The organism is Nocardioides thalensis, from assembly GCF_013410655.1.
Lineage (GTDB): Bacteria > Actinomycetota > Actinomycetes > Propionibacteriales > Nocardioidaceae > Nocardioides > Nocardioides thalensis.
In genome coordinates, this window is the sequence record NZ_JACCFP010000001.1 from 374,310 (window position 1) to 394,219 (window position 19,910).

At 73.2% G+C, this 19,910-nt stretch carries 15 protein-coding genes; 8 read left to right on the forward strand and 7 right to left on the reverse strand.

The window, feature by feature from the left end:
- Nucleotides 1-12 precede the first annotated feature (12 nt).
- Complete coding sequence (locus tag HNR19_RS01815; RefSeq protein WP_218910115.1) at nt 13-747, forward strand: MBL fold metallo-hydrolase; 735 nt, start codon at nt 13-15, stop codon at nt 745-747.
- Here HNR19_RS01815 and HNR19_RS01820 read toward each other — a convergent pair.
- Both HNR19_RS01820 and HNR19_RS01825 read right to left on the reverse strand, forming a co-directional pair.
- Entirely contained in the window at nt 744-1,898 is a 1,155-nt protein-coding gene (locus HNR19_RS01820) for an alkene reductase (RefSeq protein WP_179666284.1), read from the reverse strand. The two genes, HNR19_RS01815 and HNR19_RS01820, sit on opposite strands and share 4 nt — an antisense overlap.
- A gap of 61 nt (nt 1,899-1,959) precedes the next feature.
- Nucleotides 1,960-2,352 carry a MerR family transcriptional regulator gene (locus HNR19_RS01825; protein WP_179666285.1) on the reverse strand — a complete coding sequence of 131 codons (393 nt, stop codon included), beginning with the start codon at nt 2,350-2,352 and terminating at the stop codon, nt 1,960-1,962.
- Nucleotides 2,353-2,497: 145 nt separating this feature from the next.
- On the opposite strand from HNR19_RS01825, the gene HNR19_RS01830 reads away from it, so the two are divergent.
- Complete coding sequence (locus tag HNR19_RS01830) at nt 2,498-3,697, forward strand: MFS transporter (RefSeq protein WP_246303460.1); 1,200 nt, start codon at nt 2,498-2,500, stop codon at nt 3,695-3,697.
- Nucleotides 3,698-3,754: 57 nt separating this feature from the next.
- Here the strand turns inward: HNR19_RS01830 and HNR19_RS01835 are convergent, their stop codons facing one another.
- Nucleotides 3,755-4,207, reverse strand: a complete 453-nt coding sequence (locus tag HNR19_RS01835) for a winged helix-turn-helix transcriptional regulator (RefSeq protein WP_343047006.1) — start codon at nt 4,205-4,207, stop codon at nt 3,755-3,757.
- 76 nt (nt 4,208-4,283) lie between these two features.
- Here HNR19_RS01835 and HNR19_RS01840 point away from each other — a divergent pair, with 76 nt between their 5' ends.
- Nucleotides 4,284-5,699 carry an MFS transporter gene (locus tag HNR19_RS01840; RefSeq protein ID WP_343047007.1) on the forward strand — a complete coding sequence of 472 codons (1,416 nt, stop codon included), beginning with the start codon at nt 4,284-4,286 and terminating at the stop codon, nt 5,697-5,699.
- On the opposite strand, the gene HNR19_RS01845 is transcribed toward HNR19_RS01840, so the two are convergent.
- A complete protein-coding gene (locus HNR19_RS01845; protein WP_218910392.1) occupies nt 5,686-6,486 on the reverse strand; it encodes an HAD-IIA family hydrolase in 801 nt (266 codons plus the stop codon). The two genes, HNR19_RS01840 and HNR19_RS01845, sit on opposite strands and share 14 nt — an antisense overlap.
- 46 nt (nt 6,487-6,532) lie before the next feature.
- Nucleotides 6,533-7,558 carry a substrate-binding domain-containing protein gene (locus tag HNR19_RS01850; protein WP_218910117.1) on the reverse strand — a complete coding sequence of 342 codons (1,026 nt, stop codon included), beginning with the start codon at nt 7,556-7,558 and terminating at the stop codon, nt 6,533-6,535.
- Between the two features lie 148 nt (nt 7,559-7,706).
- On the opposite strand from HNR19_RS01850, the gene HNR19_RS01855 reads away from it, so the two are divergent.
- The 5 genes from HNR19_RS01855 (at nt 7,707) to HNR19_RS01875 (ending at nt 14,393) form a co-directional block, all read left to right on the forward strand.
- Nucleotides 7,707-8,780, forward strand: a complete 1,074-nt coding sequence (locus HNR19_RS01855) for a substrate-binding domain-containing protein (protein ID WP_179666289.1) — start codon at nt 7,707-7,709, stop codon at nt 8,778-8,780.
- 68 nt (nt 8,781-8,848) lie between these two features.
- Entirely contained in the window at nt 8,849-9,868 is a 1,020-nt protein-coding gene (locus tag HNR19_RS01860; protein ID WP_218910118.1) for an ABC transporter permease subunit, read from the forward strand.
- Nucleotides 9,865-10,722, forward strand: a complete 858-nt coding sequence (locus HNR19_RS01865) for an ATP-binding cassette domain-containing protein (protein ID WP_179666290.1) — start codon at nt 9,865-9,867, stop codon at nt 10,720-10,722. The genes HNR19_RS01860 and HNR19_RS01865 overlap by 4 nt, the downstream gene beginning before the upstream one ends.
- On the forward strand, nt 10,715-11,668 hold the full coding sequence (locus tag HNR19_RS01870) for a carbohydrate kinase family protein (protein WP_179666291.1): 954 nt from the start codon (nt 10,715-10,717) through the stop codon (nt 11,666-11,668). Before HNR19_RS01865 ends, HNR19_RS01870 begins: the two co-directional genes overlap by 8 nt.
- 112 nt (nt 11,669-11,780) lie before the next feature.
- Nucleotides 11,781-14,393 carry a glycoside hydrolase family 32 protein gene (locus HNR19_RS01875; RefSeq protein WP_179666292.1) on the forward strand — a complete coding sequence of 871 codons (2,613 nt, stop codon included), beginning with the start codon at nt 11,781-11,783 and terminating at the stop codon, nt 14,391-14,393.
- An 86-nt stretch (nt 14,394-14,479) separates the two neighbouring features.
- On the opposite strand, the gene HNR19_RS01880 is transcribed toward HNR19_RS01875, so the two are convergent.
- A complete protein-coding gene (locus HNR19_RS01880) occupies nt 14,480-16,372 on the reverse strand; it encodes an FAD-dependent monooxygenase (protein WP_218910119.1) in 1,893 nt (630 codons plus the stop codon).
- Nucleotides 16,369-19,899, reverse strand: a complete 3,531-nt coding sequence (locus HNR19_RS01885) for an ATP-binding protein (RefSeq protein ID WP_179666293.1) — start codon at nt 19,897-19,899, stop codon at nt 16,369-16,371. The genes HNR19_RS01880 and HNR19_RS01885 overlap by 4 nt, the downstream gene beginning before the upstream one ends.
- Nucleotides 19,900-19,910: the final 11 nt, after the last annotated feature.

Sequence of the window (19,910 nt, forward strand, 5' to 3'; positions counted from 1 at the left end):
ACGTTCACCCAGGTGACGTCGGAACACCTGTCCGCACCGGACCTCCACGAGATCGCCCCCTCCCTCCACCGGTTGCGGATCCCCGGTGACGGCGCCCACCTGCTCAACAGCTATCTGTGGGACGGCGATGACGGCGTCACCTTGGTCGACACCGGCTGGCCCGACAGCGCCGCTCTCATCGAGAGCGCCCTGCGCGTGCTGGGCAAGGGACGCGGCGACGTCGTACGGGTCGTCCTGACGCACTTCCACGAGGACCACGTCGGCAGCGCCGCGGAGATCGCGACGTGGGGGCGCGTCGAGGTGGTCGCCGGCCACGCCGACGCCGCGTTCGTCAGCGGGGCTGAGCGTGGCCCGCTCCCCGTGCTGACGCCCGCCGAGACCGAGATCCACCCGCCCAGCGACGTGCCGCCTCACGGCCCTCCGTGTCGCGTGGACCGCGCCGTCCGCGACGGGGACGTGCTCGACTTCGCCGGCGGCGCGCGGATCGTCGGGGCGCCGGGTCACACGCCGGGCAGCATCGCCCTCCACCTCCCCGACGCGGACGCGGTCCTGACCGGCGACGCGGTCGCCGAGTTCCACGGGACCGTGATCCTCGGCGCGTTCAACGTCGACCGCGAGGAGGCGAAGCGGTCGCTGGCCAGGATCGCGGACACAGGCGCGAGCGTGGCGGGGTTCGGCCACGGCGAGGCGGTGCTCGACGGAGCGCATGCGCTCATCCGCGACGCGCCAGACCTGCTCGGCGCCTAGATCGTCTGCCTGGCGGGCGCCGTCATCCCGCCTTCGCGACGTACGGCGGCTCCGGCCGGCTCGGTGAGGGCGGGGTAGTCGAGATAGCCGACGTCGGCCCCGCCGTAGAAGTGCTCGGGGCGGATGTCGTTCAGGGGTGCGCCCATCCGGAACCGCGCGACCAGGTCGGGATTCGCGAGGAAGGCGCGGCCGAGGGCGACGAGGTCGGCTCCCGACGCCAGGAGACGCTCCGCCTCCGCGCGGCCCCCATCGACCGGCAGGGGCTCGGGCCACGGGAGGGCGGGGTTGGCTATGAGCGTGCGCGGCCACGCAGCGCGGACGCCGCGATAGATGTCTGAGTCCGGGTCGGCGAACACGACGTGCAGGTAGGCCGCGCCGGATGCTGCGAGCTCCGGCACGAGGTGGCCGTACAGCGTCGCGGGGTCCCCCTCGGCGATGCCGAACCCGGTGAAGCCCGGAGCGATCCGCACTCCGACCCGGTCCGCTCCGACGGTGTCGATCACCGCGCGGGTGACCTCGAGCGTCAACCGTGACCGTGCCGCGACCGTGCCGCCGTAGCCGTCGGTCCGCTGGTTGGTGTTCTCGGCGAGGAACTGGTGCAGCAGGAATCCGTTGGCCGAGTGGACCTCGACGCCGTCGAACCCTGCCTCGACGGCGTGCAGCGCAGCGCGCGCGAAGTGGTCGATCGTCTGCGCGATGTCCGCATCGGTCATCTCCCGCGGAACGGGGGCAGGGACCGGGCCGTCCGCGGTGAAGACCACGTCCGGCAGCACGATGGGCGAGGGGGCCATCGGTGGGACTCCGCTGACGGCCGGGTGGCCGATGCGCCCGCCGTGCTGGAGCTGCAGCACGAGTCGTCCGCCCTCGTCGTGGACGCGCTCGCTGAGGCGACGCCAAGCGGCCCGATGCCTGCTGGTGAAGATCGCGGGCGTGTTGTTGAACGTGCGTCCCGCCCGATCAGGTGACGTGGCCTCGACGACGATCATGCCGGCCGACGCTCGTTGTGCGTAGTAGGTGATCATCGGGTCGGTCGGGGTGCCGTCGCTATCGGCGCGCATGCGCGTCATCGGCGCCATCACGAGGCGTGACGTCGTACGGATCCGCCCGACCGTCACGTTGTCGAACAGGGTGGGACTCTCGTCGCGGGTCATGGTTCGGAGGCTAGAAGCTCACATGGATGTGAGGTTCAAGCCCGGGAGCCGTGCGGATGGCTCAGCGGCTCCTGGTGGCACGTCGCTTGGAGCCGCGACGGGGCGCCGCGTTCTCGATCACGTCGTCGAGGATCTCCCTCGTCCGCTGGAGGTCCGCGATCTGGCGATCGATGCGATCGCGCTCGGCACGCAGCGCCGCGGCAAGTCGGGGCGTCGCCCTCTCGTTCGGGCCGCCGTCGACGTCGCGCATGCAGGGGAGGATCTCGAGGATCTTCGCGCTGGACAGCCCCGCGGCATAGAGCTCCTGGATGCGGATCACCCGGTCGACGGCGGCTTCGGGGAAGAAGCGGTGTCCGCCCGAGGTGCGCTGGGACACGAGCAGGCCCTGTTCCTCGTAGTAGCGCAGGGATCGCGTGCTCACGCCCGTGCGCTCGGCGAGCTCACCGATCTTCACCGCGTCCTCCTCGTCCCGTCGACCCGGCGAAATATTGACACGGATGTGAGGTGGGGCGAGAAAGGAGCGCAACCTGCGGTTGCGTTATCGAGGACACCGGCCCTACTGTGAAGCAACCAAAGGTTGCCATAGAGAGCGAGCAATGATGAGCAGCGACGACCGAGCGCCGGCCCGGACCGACGCCAGCCTGGCCCTGGCCACCCTGTTCCTCGGGATGTTCGTGCTGGGCAGCGGTGAGCTGCTGGTCGTCGGCGTGCTGGACGCGATCGCCTCCGACCTCCACGTCTCCATCCCTGCTGCCGGCGCGCTGGTGACGTCGTACGCGCTAGGACTTGCCGTCGGTGGCCCGCTGCTGAGCGCGCTGACCATCAGGGTGGACAAGCGCACGGTCCTCGTCGCTGCGGTGGTCCTGTTCATCGCGTGCAACGTGGCCATGGTGCTGACGACCGACTACGGCCTGTTCCTGGTGCTGCGCTTCGCGATCGGCGCCTCGCAGGGCCTGTTCATCGGAGCGGCGTTCATCGCCGGCACGTCGGTCGTCCCGCCCGAGCGTATGGGCCAGGCCATCGGGATCATCATCGCCGGCGTCGCGATGTCGGCCGCGCTGGGCGTGCCGTTGGGCACGCTCGTGGGGCAGACGCTCGGGTGGCGCGGGTCGTTCCTGGTGATCGTGGCCGCCGCCGTGGTCACGCTGGCCGGGGCACTCGTGTTGATCCCGCCCGTCGCGCCCGCGGGAGGCGGGGCCGGCCAGCAGGCCCGGTACGCCTTCGCTCCCCGGGTGCTCGCTGTGCTCTTCTTGAACTTCATCGTGTTCGCGACCGTCTTCGCCGCCCTGACCTACCTGGTGCCGTTCCTCAAGAGCGTCACCGGCATCTCCGGCGGGATGTTGAGCGTGTTCCTCCTGGCGTACGGCGCCGCCACCGCCGTCGGATCGTTCCGTGGCGGTCGGTTCGCCGACTGGAACGCCGGGCGCACCCTGGTGATCGGGTCGGTCGGCATCGCGGTGTCCCTGCTGCTGCTTCACCTGGTCGGCTCGGTCGCGGCCCTCGTCGCGCTGGTCCTCGTCGCCTGGGGCCTGTGCTTCTACAGCATCGTGCCGTCGCTCCAGGTGCGGGTGATCACCCTGGCGGGGCCCGGCGGTCAGCTGGCGCAGTCGTTGCCGGTCTCCGCGGCCAACATCGGGATCGCGTTCGGTGCGTTCGCCGGTGGGGTCGCGATCGACGGCTACAGCGCGTCGGCGCCGGTGGTCACCGGCCTGATCCTCGCTGTCGTCACGATCGCCGTCGCCGCAGGGACGAGCTTCCTCCGGCCGCCCGTGGTCGAGGAGCCGGTGCCGGTCGGGTGAGGAGGCCGGGGGATGCGTGCGTCGCGCGATCGCGAGCCGCACGACGGTGCCGCGAGCCTAGAGGGCGGTCACGTCCTCGCCCGCCTGCGCCGCGTCGAACTCCTGGCGCGCCCGGACGATCTCCATCTGGTGCTCCTCGGTCCACAGCACGAGGGACTGGATCGTGCCCAGCAGGGTGTGGCCCAGCGGGGACAGGCAGTACTCCACCCGCGGCGGCACCTCGGGGTGCACGGTGCGGCATACGAGTCCGTCGCGCTCGAGGTGGCGCAGGGTCACCGTCAGCATCCGCTGGCTGATGCCGTCTATCTCGCGGCGCAGCTCGTTGAAGCGCATCGTGCGGCGCTCGAGCAGTGAGATCACGAGAAGCGACCACTTGTCGGCGATCCGGTCGAGGATCTGCCGGACCTCGCAGTCCTCGCGAGCGTCCCACTGGAACGCGTCCCAGCAGTCGGGGTCGTGCCCGGTGACCTCGAGGGAACCGGGTGACTTCGAAGTGCCTACTTCCGCCACGGCCTCATCCTCGCTCACCATCTAGGTAGTTACAAGAGGTAACCAACACACGTTCAGTAACTACCCAGGAGAGTCCGTGACCACCACCTCCCTCGATGACGGCGTCGCCACGCCGTCGAGGCCCCCGAAGATGACGCCCCGCGAGTGGGGGCTGCTCCTCGTCCTCTGCGGCGCGCTGTTCCTCGAAGGCATCGACATCGCGATGCTCAACGTGGCGGTGCCGGCGATCGCGGCCGACGTCGGGCTGTCGACCGGCTCGGCGCACTGGGTGATCAGCGCCTACGTGCTCGGGTACGGCGGCTTCATGCTCCTCGGCGGCCGCTCCGCCGACCTCCTCGGCCGGCGCCGGGTCTTCCTGACGGCGCTCGTCGTCTTCATCGCCTTCTCCGGCCTCGGCGGGTTCGCCACGGAGAGCTGGATGGTGGTCGTGGCCCGGTTCGTCACGGGTGTCGCGGCCGGGTTCATGACGCCCGCCGGGCTCAGCATCATCACGACGAGCTTCCCCGAGGGGCCGCTGCGCGACCGGGCCGTGGTCATCTACGGCGCGACCGGCGCTGCCGGCTTCTCGCTCGGCATGGTGGCCGGCGGCCTTCTCACGACGGCCAGCTGGCGCTGGGTGTTCTTCGCGCCCGTCGTGCTCGGCGCGGTGCTCCTGGTCCTGGGTCGGGCGCTGATCCGCGCCGACGAGGCCCGCACGGCCGCGCCCGCCAGGTTCGACGTCGTCGGCGCGCTCACGGTGACCGGCGCGATGGTCGCGATCGTCTACGGCATCGTCAGCCTCGGCGAGGACCGCGAGACGACGCGGGGAGTAGTCGTCGCCGTCGTGGCCGCGCTGTTGCTGGCCGCCTTCGTCCTGCACGAGCGGCGGACGCCGTACCCGTTGGTGAGGCTGGGCATCCTGCGCGAGGGACTGGTCCTGTCGGCCAGCACCGTCGGCCTCCTCTTCATGGGCTCGTTCTTCGGCTTCCAGCTGGTGGGCACCCTGTACCTGCAGGACCTCAAGGGATGGTCGCCGCTCGAGACCGGCCTCACGTTCGCGATCATGGGCATCGACCTGATCCTGGCTCCGGTGCTCACGCCGCGGCTGGTGCAGCGGTTCGGCAACGGCGCCGTGCTCGTCGCCGGGCTCGCCGCCGCGACGGCGGCGTACGCACTGCTGCTCCGCCTCGACTCCGGCTGGGGGTACGTCGACCTGCTGCCCAGCCTGGTGCTGGTCGGCATCGCGTTCACCCTCGCGTACGGACCGGTGACACTGGCCGCCGCGGAGGGAGTCGACGAGTCGGAGCAGGGCCTGGCCAGCGGTGTGCTCTACACGGCGTTCCAGTTCGGGGGTGCGGTCGGCCTCGCCGTGGTCAGCATCGTGCTCGCCGGCCACGGCAGCCAGGACGCCGACGACTACCGCCGCGCGTTCCTCGTGCCGACCGTCCTGGGTGGCCTCGCGATCCTGGCGGCGCTCGTCCCGCTGCTGCGGCGCCAGGTCACCGCCCGGTGAGGGCCTCGTCGTCGCCCTTCGCCATCGGCACCAGGTCGGCGATCGAGTCGACGACCATCGTCGGCCGGTAGGGGAACCGGCCGACCTGGTCGGGGCGGGTCGAGCCGGTCGAGACGAGGACGGTCCGCATGCCGGCCTCGAGCCCGCTGATGATGTCGGTGTCCATGCGGTCGCCCACCATGACCGTGGTCTCCGAGTGCGCCTCCAGCCGGTTGAGGGCGCTGCGCATCATCAGCGGGTTCGGCTTGCCGATGAAGTACGGCGTCTGGCCGGTGGCGGTGCTGATCAGGGCGGCCACCGACCCGGTCGCGGGCAACATGCCCTGGGGGCTCGGGCCGCTCGGGTCCGGGTTGGTCGCGAGGAAGCGCGCGCCGTCGTTGATCAGGCGGATCGCCCGGGTGATCGACTCGAAGGAGTAGGTGCGGGTCTCGCCGAGCACCACGTAGTCGGGGTCGCGCTCGGTCATCACGTAGCCCACGTCGTGGAGCGCGGTGGTCAGGCCGGCCTCCCCGACGACGTACGCCGATCCGCCCGGTCGCTGGTCGGAGAGGAACTGGGCGGTCGCCAGCGCCGAGGTCCAGATCGACTCCTCCGGCACCTCGATGCCGCTGCGGAGGAGGCGCACGCGGAGGTCGCGGGGCGTGTAGATCGAGTTGTTGGTGAGGACGAGGAAGGGGACGTCCGCCTCGCGGAGCGCGGCGATGAACTCCTGCGCTCCCGCGATGGGCTCCTCCTCGTGGACGAGCACGCCGTCCATGTCGGTCAGCCACGTCTCGATGGGTCGCATCTCGGTCACCCGTCCATTCTCGGTGTGCGTCGGCGGTCGCGGGACATCAGGCCGGGACGACGGCGACCTCGCCCGTGCCGCGCTGGATCAGCCGGTGCGGGACCGTCACGTGGCGCGCCGGCGTCTCGTCGCCGTCGAGCCGCGCGAGGACGAGCTCGGCCGCCCGGGCGCCGATGGCCGCCACGTCCTGCCGGATCACGGTCAGGTCCATCAGGTCGGCGGTGGGGAAGTCGTCGAACCCGACGAGAGCGACCCGGTCGGCCGCGCCCGCGTCGCGGAGCGCCCGCAGGGCGCCGACGCTCAGGATGTTGCGGAGCGTGATCACCGCGGTAGGCGGCTCCGGGCGGCCGAGGAGCTCGGTGACCACGGCCTGGGCGTCGTCGGCGGAGCGGACGTCGGGGCGGACGAGGCCGGGACCGGGCTCCACGCCGGCCTCGCGCAGCGCCTGCTCCACCCCCTCGATCCGGAGCCGGGCGGTCTCGATCGCCAGCAGGTCGCTGACCACGGCGATGCGGCGGTGGCCCTGGGCGAGCAGGTGGCGCGCGGCGTCGTAGCCGCCCCGCACGTTGTCGACGGTGACCGAGTCGGCGTCGACGCCCACGGGGTGCCGGTCGACGAAGACGGTCGGCAGGCCGGCGCGCAGCTCGGGGAGCAGGTAGTCCTGCCGGTCGGTGGCGGGCATGATCACCAGGCCGTCGACGCGCCGTGAGACGAGGTCGGAGACGAGCAGGCGCTCGCGCGCGGCCTCCTCGTCGAGGCTGGCGGCGAGCAGAGCGACCTGCCGCTCGTGGCAGGCGTCCTCCAGTCCGCGGAGCAGCCCGGCGGAGAAGCTGTTGCCGACGTCCTGGAGGAGCACGCCGAGCACGCGGGCCCGGCCGACGCGGCGCCGCAGGTTGCTCGCCGCGAGGTTGTGGCGGTAGTCGAGCTGGTCGATGGCCTTGTGCACGCGGGTGCGGACGGCCTCGGACACCGGCGACTCGTCGTTGACCACCCGCGAGACCGTCTTCAGGCTGACGCCGGCCAGCGCCGCGACGTCGCGCATCGTGGCGCGCGGCTTGCTGTTGGTCGACACCGCTCTCCCTCCCTCTGCCCGGGGGCCGTGGCCCGCCCGGATGGTGAGCCCTTTCCTACCAGGGCCTTGACCGTGATCGCCATCACATGCTCTCATACGGTGACATCGTTGTCATCAGGACGTGACATCACCTCGAAAGGTCAGGCACATGCAGCACAAGCCCCGCGCAGGACTCTCCCGGGTCGTCGCCGCCGGCGCGGTCGTCGCGCTCTCCACCACGCTCGCCGCCTGCGGCGGGTCGGCCGAGGGTGACGGCGAGACCGTCGGCGTCACCCTCATCACCAAGGACTCGATCAACCCGTTCTTCGTCGCGATGCAGGAGGGCGCGAAGGAGGCCGCGGAGGGTGAGGACGTCGACCTCACGGTCGCCGCCGGCGCCGAGGACGGCGACGAGGCCGGGCAGATCGAGGCGATCGAGGAGGCGGTCGCCCGTGGCGACGACGGCATCCTGATCACGCCCAACGGTCCCGGCGTCAACTCGGCCATCGAGTCCGCGCGCGACGCCGGCCTCTACGTGATCGCCCTCGACACGCCCCCGGACCCCGCCGACATCGTCGACATCACCTTCGCGACCGACAACTTCCTGGCGGGCGAGCTGATCGGCCAGTGGACCGCCGCCCAGCTGGGCGGCGAGCCAGCGACGATCGCGCTCCTCGACCTGTTCAACGACAAGGTTGTCAGCGTCGACTACGACCGCGACCAAGGCTTCCTGACCGGCATGGGCATCGACACCGCCGACCCGCAGGTCAACGGCGACGAGGCTCCCTCGGGCAGCTACTCCGGCGGCGACTACGAGATCGTTTGCAACGAACCGACCGGCGGCAACTCCGACGGCGGCCGGAGCGCGATGGAGAGCTGCCTGACGCAGAGCGACGAGATCAACGTCGTCTACACGATCAACGAGCCCGCGGCGGTCGGCGCGCACGAGGCGCTCGAGGCCGCGGGCATCGACGACGCCCTCATCGTGTCCGTCGACGGCGGCTGCGCGGGCGTCCAGTCCGTCAAGGACGGCGTCATCGGCGCCACCTCGCAGCAGTACCCGCTCGAGATGGCGTCCCAGGGCGTCGCCGCGATCGCCGACCTCGCGCGCGGCGGTGACGCGCCCGAGACGTCGGACGGCCTCGACTTCTACAACACCGGCGTCGCGCTGGTGACCGACCAGCCGGCCGACGGCGTCGAGAGCATCGACACCGACGAGGCCGCCGAGATCTGCTGGGGCTGACGCTCCAGCGCCGTGGGGACGGCCGTCCGCCAGCCAGGACGGCCGTCCCCGACCGGAAGGAACACATCGTGACCACCCAGACCCTGACCGCTGCGAGCGTCCTGCAGGGCAGGAAGACCCTCGCCCAGCGGCTCCAGTCCCAGCTGCACGCCCGGCCCTGGCTCAGCCCGGCGGTCGTGCTCGTGGCGGCGTACGTCGTCTTCTCGCTCGTCAACCCGCGCTTCGCCGAACCGGGCGCACAGTCTCTGCTGATCCAGCAGACCGCAGTCGTGGCGGCGCTCGCGATCGGGCAGACCCTGATCATCCTGACCGCCGGCATCGACCTGTCGGTCGGCGCGATCACGATCCTCGCGATGATGGTGACGGCCAAGGCGGCCGCCGAGAACGGGCTGTCCGGGCCGATGGCCCTGCTGCTCGGGCTCGGCGTCGGGCTCGGCGCCGGTCTCGTCAACGGCGCCCTGGTGACCCGGCTCAGCCTGCCGCCGTTCATCGTCACCCTCGGCACGCTCAGCGTCTTCACCGCGATCACCCTGATCTACACCGGCGGCACCAGCATCCAGGCCAACGCGCTGCCCGGCCTGCTCAGCTGGACCGGCGAGTCCTTCGCGGTCGGCGAGTTCCGGATCACGGTCGGAGTGGTCCTGGTCCTGGCGATGTACGGCGTCGTCGGCTTCGCGCTGTCGCAGACGGCCTGGGGCCAGCACGTGTACGCCGTCGGCGACGACCCCGAGGCCGCGCGTCTCTCGGGGGTCAGCGCGCGCCGGGTCCTGCTCAGCGTCTACCTCGCCGCCGGCCTCATTTACGCGATCGCCGCGTGGGTGCTGATCGGCCGGGCGGGCGCCGCCAGCCCCAACGCGCTGACCGACGCCAACCTCGCGAGCATCACCGCCGTCGTCATCGGCGGGACCAGCCTCTTCGGCGGCCGGGGCGCCCTGATCGGGTCGCTCCTCGGCGCGCTCATCGTCCAGTCGTTCACCCTCGGCCTGGCGCTGGCAGGGGTCGACGACCACTACCGGCTCCTGGCCGTCGGGGCGCTGGTGATCCTCGCCGTCTCCGCCGACCAGTGGATCAGGAAGGCACGCGCATGACCACCCTCAGCCGCGAACCGGAGTCCGCCACGATGCCCCACGTCCCCGACCCGTCCGCCACCACGCCGGTCCTCGAGGCCCGTGGCCTGGTCAAGACCTTCGGCAACGTCGTCGGCCTTGCCGGGGTCGACCTCGAGCTGCGCCAGGGAGAGGTGCTCGCCGTCATCGGCGACAACGGCGCCGGCAAGTCGACCCTGATCCAGTGCCTCACCGGGGCGCTCGTTCCCGACGAGGGCGAGCTGCTCCTCGAGGGCGTGCCGGTGAGCTTCCGCAAGCCCCAGGACGCCCGCGAGGCGGGCATCGAGACCGTCTACCAGTCGCTCGCCGTGATCCCCGCCCTCGACATCGCCACCAATCTCTTCCTCGCCCGCGAGGTACGGCGCCGCGGGCCGCTGGGGCGCGTCCTCCGCATGCTCGACAAGAAGGCCATGCGCGAGCAGGCGGAGAACGCCGTGCAGGACCTGGGCATCCAGACGATCCAGAACATGGGCCAGGCGGTCGAGACCCTGTCGGGCGGCCAGCGGCAGGCCGTCGCGGTCGCGCGCGCGGCAGCGTTCGGCAGCAAGGGCGTCGTCCTCGACGAGCCGACCGCGGCGCTGGGCGTCAAGGAGTCGGGCCAGGTGCTCGGCACGATCGAGAAGCTCCGCGACGCAGGCCTGGCCGTGATCCTGATCAGCCACAACATGCCGCACGTGTGGCAGGTGGCCGACCGCATCCACGTGCAGCGGCTGGGCCGCGGCGCCGGCGTGCTGGACCCCAAGGTGCACACGATGTCGGAAGGCGTCGCGGTGATGACCGGTGCGACCACGATCGACGAGCTGGAGGCCCGGCAGGCCGGGGCCCGCGATGACTGATGGGCGGGTGCTCGTCGTCGGCGAATCGGTCGTCGACGTGGTCCCGCGCGAGGACGGGACGACGGTCGAGCACCCGGGCGGCAGCCCGGCCAACGTCGCCGTCGCGCTGACCCGGCTCGGCGTGCCCGTCGACCTGGTGACGGCAGTGGGCCCGGACACTCGGGGCGACCTCCTGCTCCGGCACCTGCAGCGGTCGGGCGTGCGGGTCGTGGGCGACGCCGCGATCCTGCCCCGCACGTCCACCGCGGTCGCGCGGCTCGACGCGCACGGCGCGGCGTCGTACGACTTCGACCTGCGGACCGACCTCGCCGAGCCACCCGCCGCGGCCGACCGGGTGCACGTGCACGCCGGCTCGGTCGCTGCCGTCGTCGAGCCGGGCCGGTCGGCCGTCCGGCGGGTGCTCGCCTCCCACCGGGAGACGGCGACCGTCAGCTACGACATCAACGCACGTCCGGCGCTCACCGGGAGCGGGCCCGACCTCGCCACCGCGGTGGACGAGGTCTGCGCGCTCAGCGACCTGGTGAAGGCGTCCGACGAGGACCTCGCCGTGGTCTACCCCGGCACCCCGACCGACGAGGCCGCCCAGCGGCTCCTCGCCCTCGGCCCGACGGCGGTCGTCGTGACCCGGGGTGCGGCCGGCGCCACCTGCTACACGCGGTCGGACGAGATCAGCGTGCCCGGGTTTGGCGTCACCGTCGTCGACACGATCGGCGCTGGCGACTCGTTCCTGGCCGCCCTGCTCGACGGCCTGCTCCGCACCGGCGGTCTCGGCGAGGCGGGCGCCGACCGGCTGTCGGGCGCCTCGCGCGCGCAGTGGTACGCCGTGCTCTCGCGCGCCAACGCCGCGGCGGCGATCACCGTGTCCCGCGCAGGCGCCAACCCGCCGACCCACCACGAGCTCGACCCCGTCGGGACCGAGCTCGCGCACAGCGACCTGCCCGCCTGACCCCCGCACCTTCTCCGCACCTCCTCCGCACCTCCTCCGCACCTCCTCCGCACCTCCTCCGCACCTCCTCCGACACCTCCTCCGCTCCGTCGCCGATCCGAAGGAACCGATGATGCGTCTGCTTCGTGCTGCCCTCACCGCCCTCGCCGCCAGCGGCCTGCTGGTCACCGCGCTGGCGCCCGCCGCTCCGGCCCGGGAGCCGGACCCCGCGACCGAGCGGTACCGACCGCACGTCCACTTCTCGCCGGAGAAGAACTGGATGAACGACCCCAACGGGATGGTCTTCCACGAGGGGACCTGGCACCTGTTCTTCCAGCACAACCCGTCCGGCACGCGCTGGGGCAACATGAGCTGGGGTCACGCGACGTCGCCCGACCTCTTCCACTGGGAGCAGCAGCCGCTGGCGATCCCGCAGACCTTCGACGACGCGGGCAACCCCGTGGAGGACATCTTCTCCGGGTCCGTGGTGTCGGACGAGACGAACTCCTCGGGCCTCGGCACCGCGGCGAACCCGCCGCTCGTCGCGCTCTACACGAGCGCCTACACCTCGCACCACCCGACGCTCGCCGGTCGCCAGGCGCAGTCCCTGGCCTACAGCCTCGACAACGGACAGACCTGGACGAAGTACTCCGGGAACCCCGTCCTGGACAGGGGTTCCGCCAACTTCCGCGACCCCAAGGTGTTCCGCTACGACGGACCGGCCGGGTCGTACTGGGTGATGGTCGCGGTCGAGGCCGTCGACCACAAGGTGGTCCTCTACAAGAGCGAGAACCTCGTCGACTGGACCTACCTGAGCGAGTTCGGCAATGCCAACGCGACCGGTGGGATCTGGGAGTGCCCGGACCTCTTCCCGCTCCCCGTCGACGGCGACCCGGACAACGAGAAGTGGGTCCTCGTCGTCAACCTCAACCCCGGAGCCGTCGCCGGCGGCAGCGGCGGGCAGTACTTCGTCGGTGAGTTCGACGGCACGACGTTCACCTCGGAGTCGACCGTGGGCCGGGCCGAGCCGCCCGCGGGCGTGGACCTCGGGTCCTTCGACGACGGCACCTTCGGCGGCTGGACCGTCGCCAACGAGCCCGGCAACGCTCAGCAGGGACCGTGGGGGAGCGGGCCGGCGGCGGGCACCCTGCCCGGGCAGAACGTCGTGTCGGGTCACGCCGGCGCCGGTCTGGTGAACGGGTTCCACGGCGGTGACTGGCCGGTCGGGACGATGGAGTCCGAGCCGTTCACCATCGAGCGCGACTTCCTCAACTTCCTCGTCGGGGGCGGGCGGCACCCGCACGTGCCCGGCGCGCGCCTGGACAACGCACCACCCGCGGGCACCCTCCTCTTCGAGGGCTTCGAGTACGCCGCCGGCGGCGTCGCCGACCACGGGTGGGAGCTGACCGGTGACTTCGCGCCCGAGCGCAACCCGTCGACCGCGGGCGGCGAGTACTACCTCGGCGAGAAGCGGCTCAACACCTGGGAGGGCGGCCCCCGCGGCGACGACAACCAGGGCACGCTGACCTCGCCGGCGTTTCCGCTCGACGGCGACCACGTCAGCTTCCTCCTGGGCGGCGGCCGCCGTACCGACGGGTCGCTGCAGGCCGAGCTGCTGGTCGACGGCGAGGTCGTCCGGTCCACCACGGGCCCGGAGTCGGGTGCCCTGAACTGGAAGACCTGGGACGTCACTGACTACGCCGGCCGCACCGCGCGGCTGCGCCTGGTGGACCGTGCGACGGGCGGCTGGGGCCACCTCACGCTCGACCACGTGGTCGTCGGCGACGAGCCCGCCCGGGTGCGCAGCGACGAGACGAGCGTGAACCTCGTCGTCGATGGCGAGGTGGTCCGGACCGCCACCGGGAGCAACAGCGAGAGCCTCGACTGGGAGAGCTGGGACGTGCGCGACCTCGTCGGCGAGAGCGCGACCATCCGGCTGGTCGACAACAACCGCTCGGGTTGGGGGCACCTGCTCGCGGACCAGTTCATGGCCGCCGACGCCCCGGCCCGCAAGGGCCTCACCAGCTATGACTGGCTCGACTGGGGCCGGGACTACTACGCAGCCGTGTCCTTCTCGGGCGTCCCGGACGGCCGGCGGGTGATGCTCGGCTGGATGAACAACTGGGACTACGCCAACGACATCCCCACCAGCACCTGGCGGAGCTCGATGGCGCTGCCGCGCGAGGTCGAGCTGGTCTCGACGCCGCAGGGTCCGCGCCTGGCCCAGCAGGTGGTCGACGAGATCGCCCCGTTGCGCTCGCCGCGCGACCGGTGGTCGGCGAAGAAGCGCACCATCACGGGCACGACGACCCTGCCGGTCACCGGCGACGTCGTGCAGGTGGACGCCCGGATCCGGCTCGGGTCCGCGGACGCGGCTGGCCTGAGCGTGCTCGGCGGGTCGGAGTCGGCGACGCGCATCGGATACGACGCGCGCCGTGGTGAGCTGCTCGTCGACCGCACCGACTCGGGCGACACCGACTTCCACCCGGCGTTCCCGTCGGTGGAGCGTGCGCCCGTGGCCTTGGAGAACGGGGTGCTGACCATCCGCGTGTACGTCGACCGCGCCTCCGTGGAGGTCTTCACCGCCGACGGCCGGACCACGATCACCGACCAGGTGTTCCCGGAGGTCGGCGCCGACGACATCGGACTGTGGGCCGAGGGGGGCACCGCGCACCTCGAGCGGCTGACGGTCACGCCCCTCGAGCGGTCGATGTGGGCGGACGGGAAGCACCGCTCGCGGCCCTGACCCCAGGTCTCCGGTCCGAAGCCCGGCCCCGAGGGGGCCGGGCTTCGTCGTTCCCGACACGAGAACGTCCGGGGTGCCGCGTGCCCTCAGGCCGGCAGCGGGTACGGCGACAGCACGCCGAGGTAGGGACCGGGGTCGCCGTCCCAGTCGGCCGCGCGGATCGCTGCCTCGCTGCGACGACCGGTGATGATCCGGAACAGCTCGGCGCGAGTCGCGGTCAGGGTCGCGGCGGGCTCGGTGCCGCCGAGCACCCAGGTGCGGTCGCCGTCCGACAGGCCCAGCGCCGGGGCGCCGGTCGCGACGAGTCGCTGGTCCAGCCAGGCGCGGTAGACCCCGAAGCCGGTCCGCGTGATCTCGGCGTCCGGCTCCGGTGGCACGCCGAGCGCCTCGCGCAGGTCCTCGAGGTGCGCGGACAGGTCGGCGAGCGGCGCGCTCAGCATCCACGGCGGTCCGGCGAGCGCAGGTCCGTCCCCGCGGCGTACCGCGGCGACGTACGCACGGCCGTGGTGCGCGAGGTCGGACAGCACCTCCTCGGTCGTACGTCGCCTCCGCCGCTCGGTGTGGCCGGCGGTCCAGCGCTCGCGGGCGACCGCCGCGTCGGCGTCGGCCCAGGCCCGGTCCGCGGCCGGGAAGAAGCCGCCCCGCGTCGAGTCCTCGGCGACACCGGCCAGGTGGGCCACCAGGTCGCGGACCGACCAGTCCGGGCACGCGGGCACGGTCCGCTCGGCAACCTCGCGCTCCACGCCCTCGACGAGCGCGACGACCCGCCGCAGGCCGTCCTCGTAGGCGCTGGCCATGCGCCACCGCGCCGTCCGCTCGGCGGTCAGCACGTCGGACGGCCGGGTGCGCTTGGTGAAGGAGTCGAGGAACCCCTGCGCCGCGTCGGGGTCCGCGGCGATGCCGGCGTACAGCCCCTCAGCCGCGGGACCCGGGAAGCGAGCGGCCATGAACGACCACTCGTAGTGCTCGGCCGCACGCGCGGCGCGCCAGTCGGCGTAGCCACCGAGGTCGCCGCCGGCGAGCAGGTGCTCCGCGACGTAGCGGGCCTGCGCGAGCGCGTCGCCGATGCCCTGCGCGGTCGCTGGGTGCTTCAGGTGGCCGGCGTCGCCGAGGGTCGCCCAGCCGGGCCCCGCCGCCGGCCGGAAGTAGCCGCGCATCATCGTCTCCGGCGCCGCCACGACCTTGCTGATCCGATCGGCGCCGGCCAGCAGGCGCGGGTTCAGCACGCCGGGGAACGACCCGAGCAGCGCGTGGTAGCGCTCCTCCAGCTCCTCCGGCGTTCCCCGGGTCAGGTCGGCGCGACCGGCGACGGAGAGCAGGTGCACGCCGTCCTCGCAGGGCACCGACATCAGCGCCCGGTCGGCATGGACGTCGAGGTGGCACCACTCGGAGCGGGGCAGCCCGGTCCAGTACGCGAGGAGGAACGCCATCTCCCCGCGCATCTCCTGCTCGGCCGGGAGCCCGAGGCGCCGCGCGACCGTCGATCGCTGCCCGTCGGCGGCGAGCACCCAGCGGGCGCCGAGCACCCGGCCGTCGTCGAGCACGACGCCCCGCGCCGGGTCGTCGGCGGTGCCGGCGCCGAGGACCTCGGTCACGCGCTGCCCGAGGTGCAGGTCGGCGCCCGCCTCGTGCGCCAGGTCGACCAGCACCGCGTCGAGGCTGATCCGCCGGACGCTGAGGCACCGGTCGTGCCCGCCGGACGGGGTGAACGCCCCCGCCACCGCCTGGCCGAGGACCCGCCAGCTGTAGCGCGCCGGCGCGAGGTCGTGCCGCGCGCGGAGCAGGTCCATCGCCCCGAGCCGCTCGAGCTCGGCGAGGGCGTCGGGAAACACGGTGTGCGTGGAGATGGCGTCGCTCGGGAACCGGTCGCGGTCGACCAGGGCCACCCGCCAGCCGCCGCGCGCGAGCAGGGTCGCCACGGTCGCCCCGGCGCAGCGGGCACCGACCACGATGGCGTCGTACGTCTCGATCTCGGTCACGGGTCCACCGTCTCGACCGGGCGTTGAGATCGTGTTGAGGGTCGCCGACGGGTGGGCGCGCAGCGGTCCAGCCAGCGTTCGGGCGCGCCGATGGCGGTGTAGACGGCGCGCGCACGATCGCGCCGGTGGGCCGCGTCCCGGGGCCTCCCGGCGCCATCGAGCAGGGCCGCCCACGCGAGCTCCGCCTCGGCCTGCCGCCACGGCAGCTGGTGCTGCGCGAACACGGCGACCGCCTCGGCGTACGCCGTCTCCGCCGCCATCGTGTCACCCCCGGTCCCGGCGACCGTGGCCCGCGCGAGCGCAACCTCGCCGCCGAGACCCGCCCACCCGTCGCGGGGGAGGAGGTGCTCGCAGCGGTCGAGGTCGGCGCGCGCGTCCGCCAGGTCGACCTCCGCGCCGAGCTGCGCGCGTCGTGCGCGCACCCAGACCTCGCTCGGGACCTGCGGACCGGAGACCGCCACCTCGAGCACCTCGGTGAGCACGGCCAGGGCGCGGTCGCGCTCACCCAGCTCGGCGAGGGAGTCGGCGAGCCGCTTCGCGTGGAACAGCTCCTCGTGCCGGTTGCCGCTCGCCCGGTTGCTCGCGAGGTCGTCGGCGGCGTCGGCCGCCGATCGCTCCCACTCCCCGTCGTAGTAGAGCAGGACCCGGTGGGCGAGGGCCTCTGCGGACAGAGATTGGGCCGTGCGGCGGGCGTCGTCGAGCTCGCCCATCAGGGCCATCGCCCGGGCCAGCTGGTCGGCGACGGCCTCGTGCGGGTAGGCGAACGCGGCGAACCGCGGCTGGGCCAGCCCCTTGCGGCACCACGCGCGGCCGGTGGCCGGGTCGAGGAACAGCTCCGTCGCGATGTGCGCCGCGGCGTTGGCGGGCAGCCAGCCCACGTAGGCGTCGCCCAGCGAGTAGGCCGCCTGCCACGACGCCGCGAAGTGGTCGAAGGCGAGCGCCGCATCGCCGAGGTTGGCCGCGTGGTAGCCCGCGCCCCAGGCGGCGTACGCCTGGAGGTCGGCGCGACCGCCGTGCCGGGCCAGCTCGCCCGCCCGGCGCGCCGCCTCACCGAGCACGTCGATCCGGACGCCCCACATCGCCGCCTGCATCCGGCCCCGATGGAGGTGGAAGCGCTCCGCGATGTCGGGGCGGACCCGCTCCGCGGCGTCGAAGTGCTCCAGTGCCCGGGGGATGTCCGTCACCGAGTGGTGCATGCACAACGCGCCGCCGATGCGGCTGTGTGTCGTGCCGGCGGCGACGTGGTCGCCGAGCTCGAGCTGGCGACGCAGGGCGTCCTCGAGGAGCTCGACGGCGCGGGCGTGGTCCAGCCCGGCGCGCAGCCGCAGAAGCGCCACCCGGACCCGCGCGTCGGCCTGCTCGGCCGGTGGCGCGCCGCGGTCGAGGAACGGCAGCGCTCCTTCGGCGTGCTCCACGGCCTCGGTCCACGCGAGGGCCCGCGACGCGGTCTCTGCCGCAGCCAGGCTCGCTCGGCCGACCTCCAGCGGATCGGCGGCACCGCCCGCCCGACGCAGGTGGACGGCCGCCGCCATGACGTCCTCGGGAAGCGGAGCCGGGGCGGCCAGGAGCACGTCCGCCACGCGGCGGTGCAGCTGCTCGCGGCGGGGCGGCGGCGTCTCGGCGTACACCGCCTCGCGCATCAGGGCGTGGGGGAACGCGTAGCCACCCGCCCAGGAGAGGCCCGACTCCACGAGGAAGCCGCGGGCGATCGCCGGCTCGAGCAGCTCGACGAGTCGCTCCTCGGGCTGGTCGAGCACGCGCGCGAGCCGGAGCAGCTCCACGTCGGGGCCGAGGACCGCCGCGGCGGCGACGGCGTCACGTGTGCTCCTCGCCAGGCCGGCGAGCCGGTGCCGGAGCACGTCACGCACGCCGGCGGGCACCGATCCGGCCGTGTCGTCGATGCCCGCCATGTCGGACGGAGCAAGGTCGCGCAGCACCTCGGTCGCGAAGAACGGGTTGCCACCGGTGCGGTTCCAGAGGCGGTCCACGAACGCCGGAGGGGGTACGGCGCCGGTGACCTGCGCGACCAGGTCGGCGAGGTCGTCGACCTCCAGCGGGCGGAGGACCAGCCGGTCGGCGAGCCCACCGGCCGCGGCGTCGCCGACCAGCTCGAGGAGCGGCGCGTGGCGGCTGCCCGGCGGGTCGCGGTAGGCGATGACGACCATCGACCGCGCCGGCAGCGAGCGGCTCAGGTGGCGCAGCAGGGCAGCCGTGGCGGGGTCGATGCGCTCGGCGTCCTCGACCACGATCAGCACCGGGGCGTCGGAGGCGAGCTCGGCCAGCATCCACGCCACGGCGCCGAGGAACGCCGCGTGCCTGCCGGGGTCCTCGCTGTCGGGCGGTGGCCCGGCGCCGTCGGGGAGCAGCGGGGAGAGCCGTCGGCGCACCGGCTCGGGCGCCCTGCCGAGCACGTCGGCGACCTCGTCCCCTGAGCGCAGCGCCGCGGCGATCGGCTGGTAGGGGAGGGACGCGTCGTCGCAGCGCGCCACCTTCACGGTCGCGCCGTCCTCGGCGGCGCGGTGGGCGAGCTCGGCGATCAGCCGGCTCTTGCCGACGCCGGCCGGTCCCGACACCAGGGCGACAGCCGCGCCTCCGTCGGCGACGCCCCGCCAGGCCTCCTCGAGGCTCGCGAGCTCGGCCGCGCGGCCGACGAGCGGGGAGCGCCGCAGCGCCGCCAGTACGGCGTCCGCCGGCTGGGGTCGACGCGCCCGCGTCGTGGTGCTGGCGAGGGCGGCCGGCTCGCTGACCGTGCCGAGCACCAGCGGGTCCTGGCGCAGGATGGCGGTCTCGAGCGACTGCAGCTCCGCGCCGGGGTCGAGCCCGAGCTCCTCGCCGAGCAGCTCCTTGGTGCTCGCGTACGCCGCCAGGGCGTCGGCCTGGCGCCCCGTCCGGTACAGCGCGACCATCAGCTGCGCGACGAACCGCTCGCGGAACGGGTGCCGGGCCACCAGCGACTGGAGACGTCCGATCGAGTCGTGGTGCCGACCGAGGGCGAGCGCCGCGGCGAGGTCGGCCTCCTCGGCGACGAGGCGCAGCTCGTCGAGGCGGGCGATCGCGGTCGCCGCGAAGTCGGGCGGTCCGAGGTCGGACAGCGGCTCGCCGTCCCAGAGCGACAGGGCGGTGCCGAGCAGGTGCGCGGCGCGCTCGTGGTCGCCGAGCCCGAGGGCCTCCTGGCCCCGCTCGAGGAGTCGCTCGAACACCTCGGTGTCGACGTCATCCCGTGCGACCGTGAGGGTGTAGCCGCCCGCTCGGGACACCAGGGCATCCGGCTCGCCCGCCGCGGCGAGCACTCGTCGTACGGCGCCGATGTGGGTGCGCAGCGTGATCACCGCGCCGTCGGTCGCGGACTCGCCCCAGAGCGCGTCGACGAGCCGCTCGCGGGAGAGGACCTGGTGGGGGTGCAGCAGGAGGATCGCGAGCAGCTCGCGCGGCCGGCGCCCGCCGAGGGGCAGCGCGGTGCCGTCGGGTGCCGACACTCTCAGCGGCCCGAGGATGCCGAAGCGCGGGCGCACGGAGGTCTCGCCCATGCCGGCAAGGT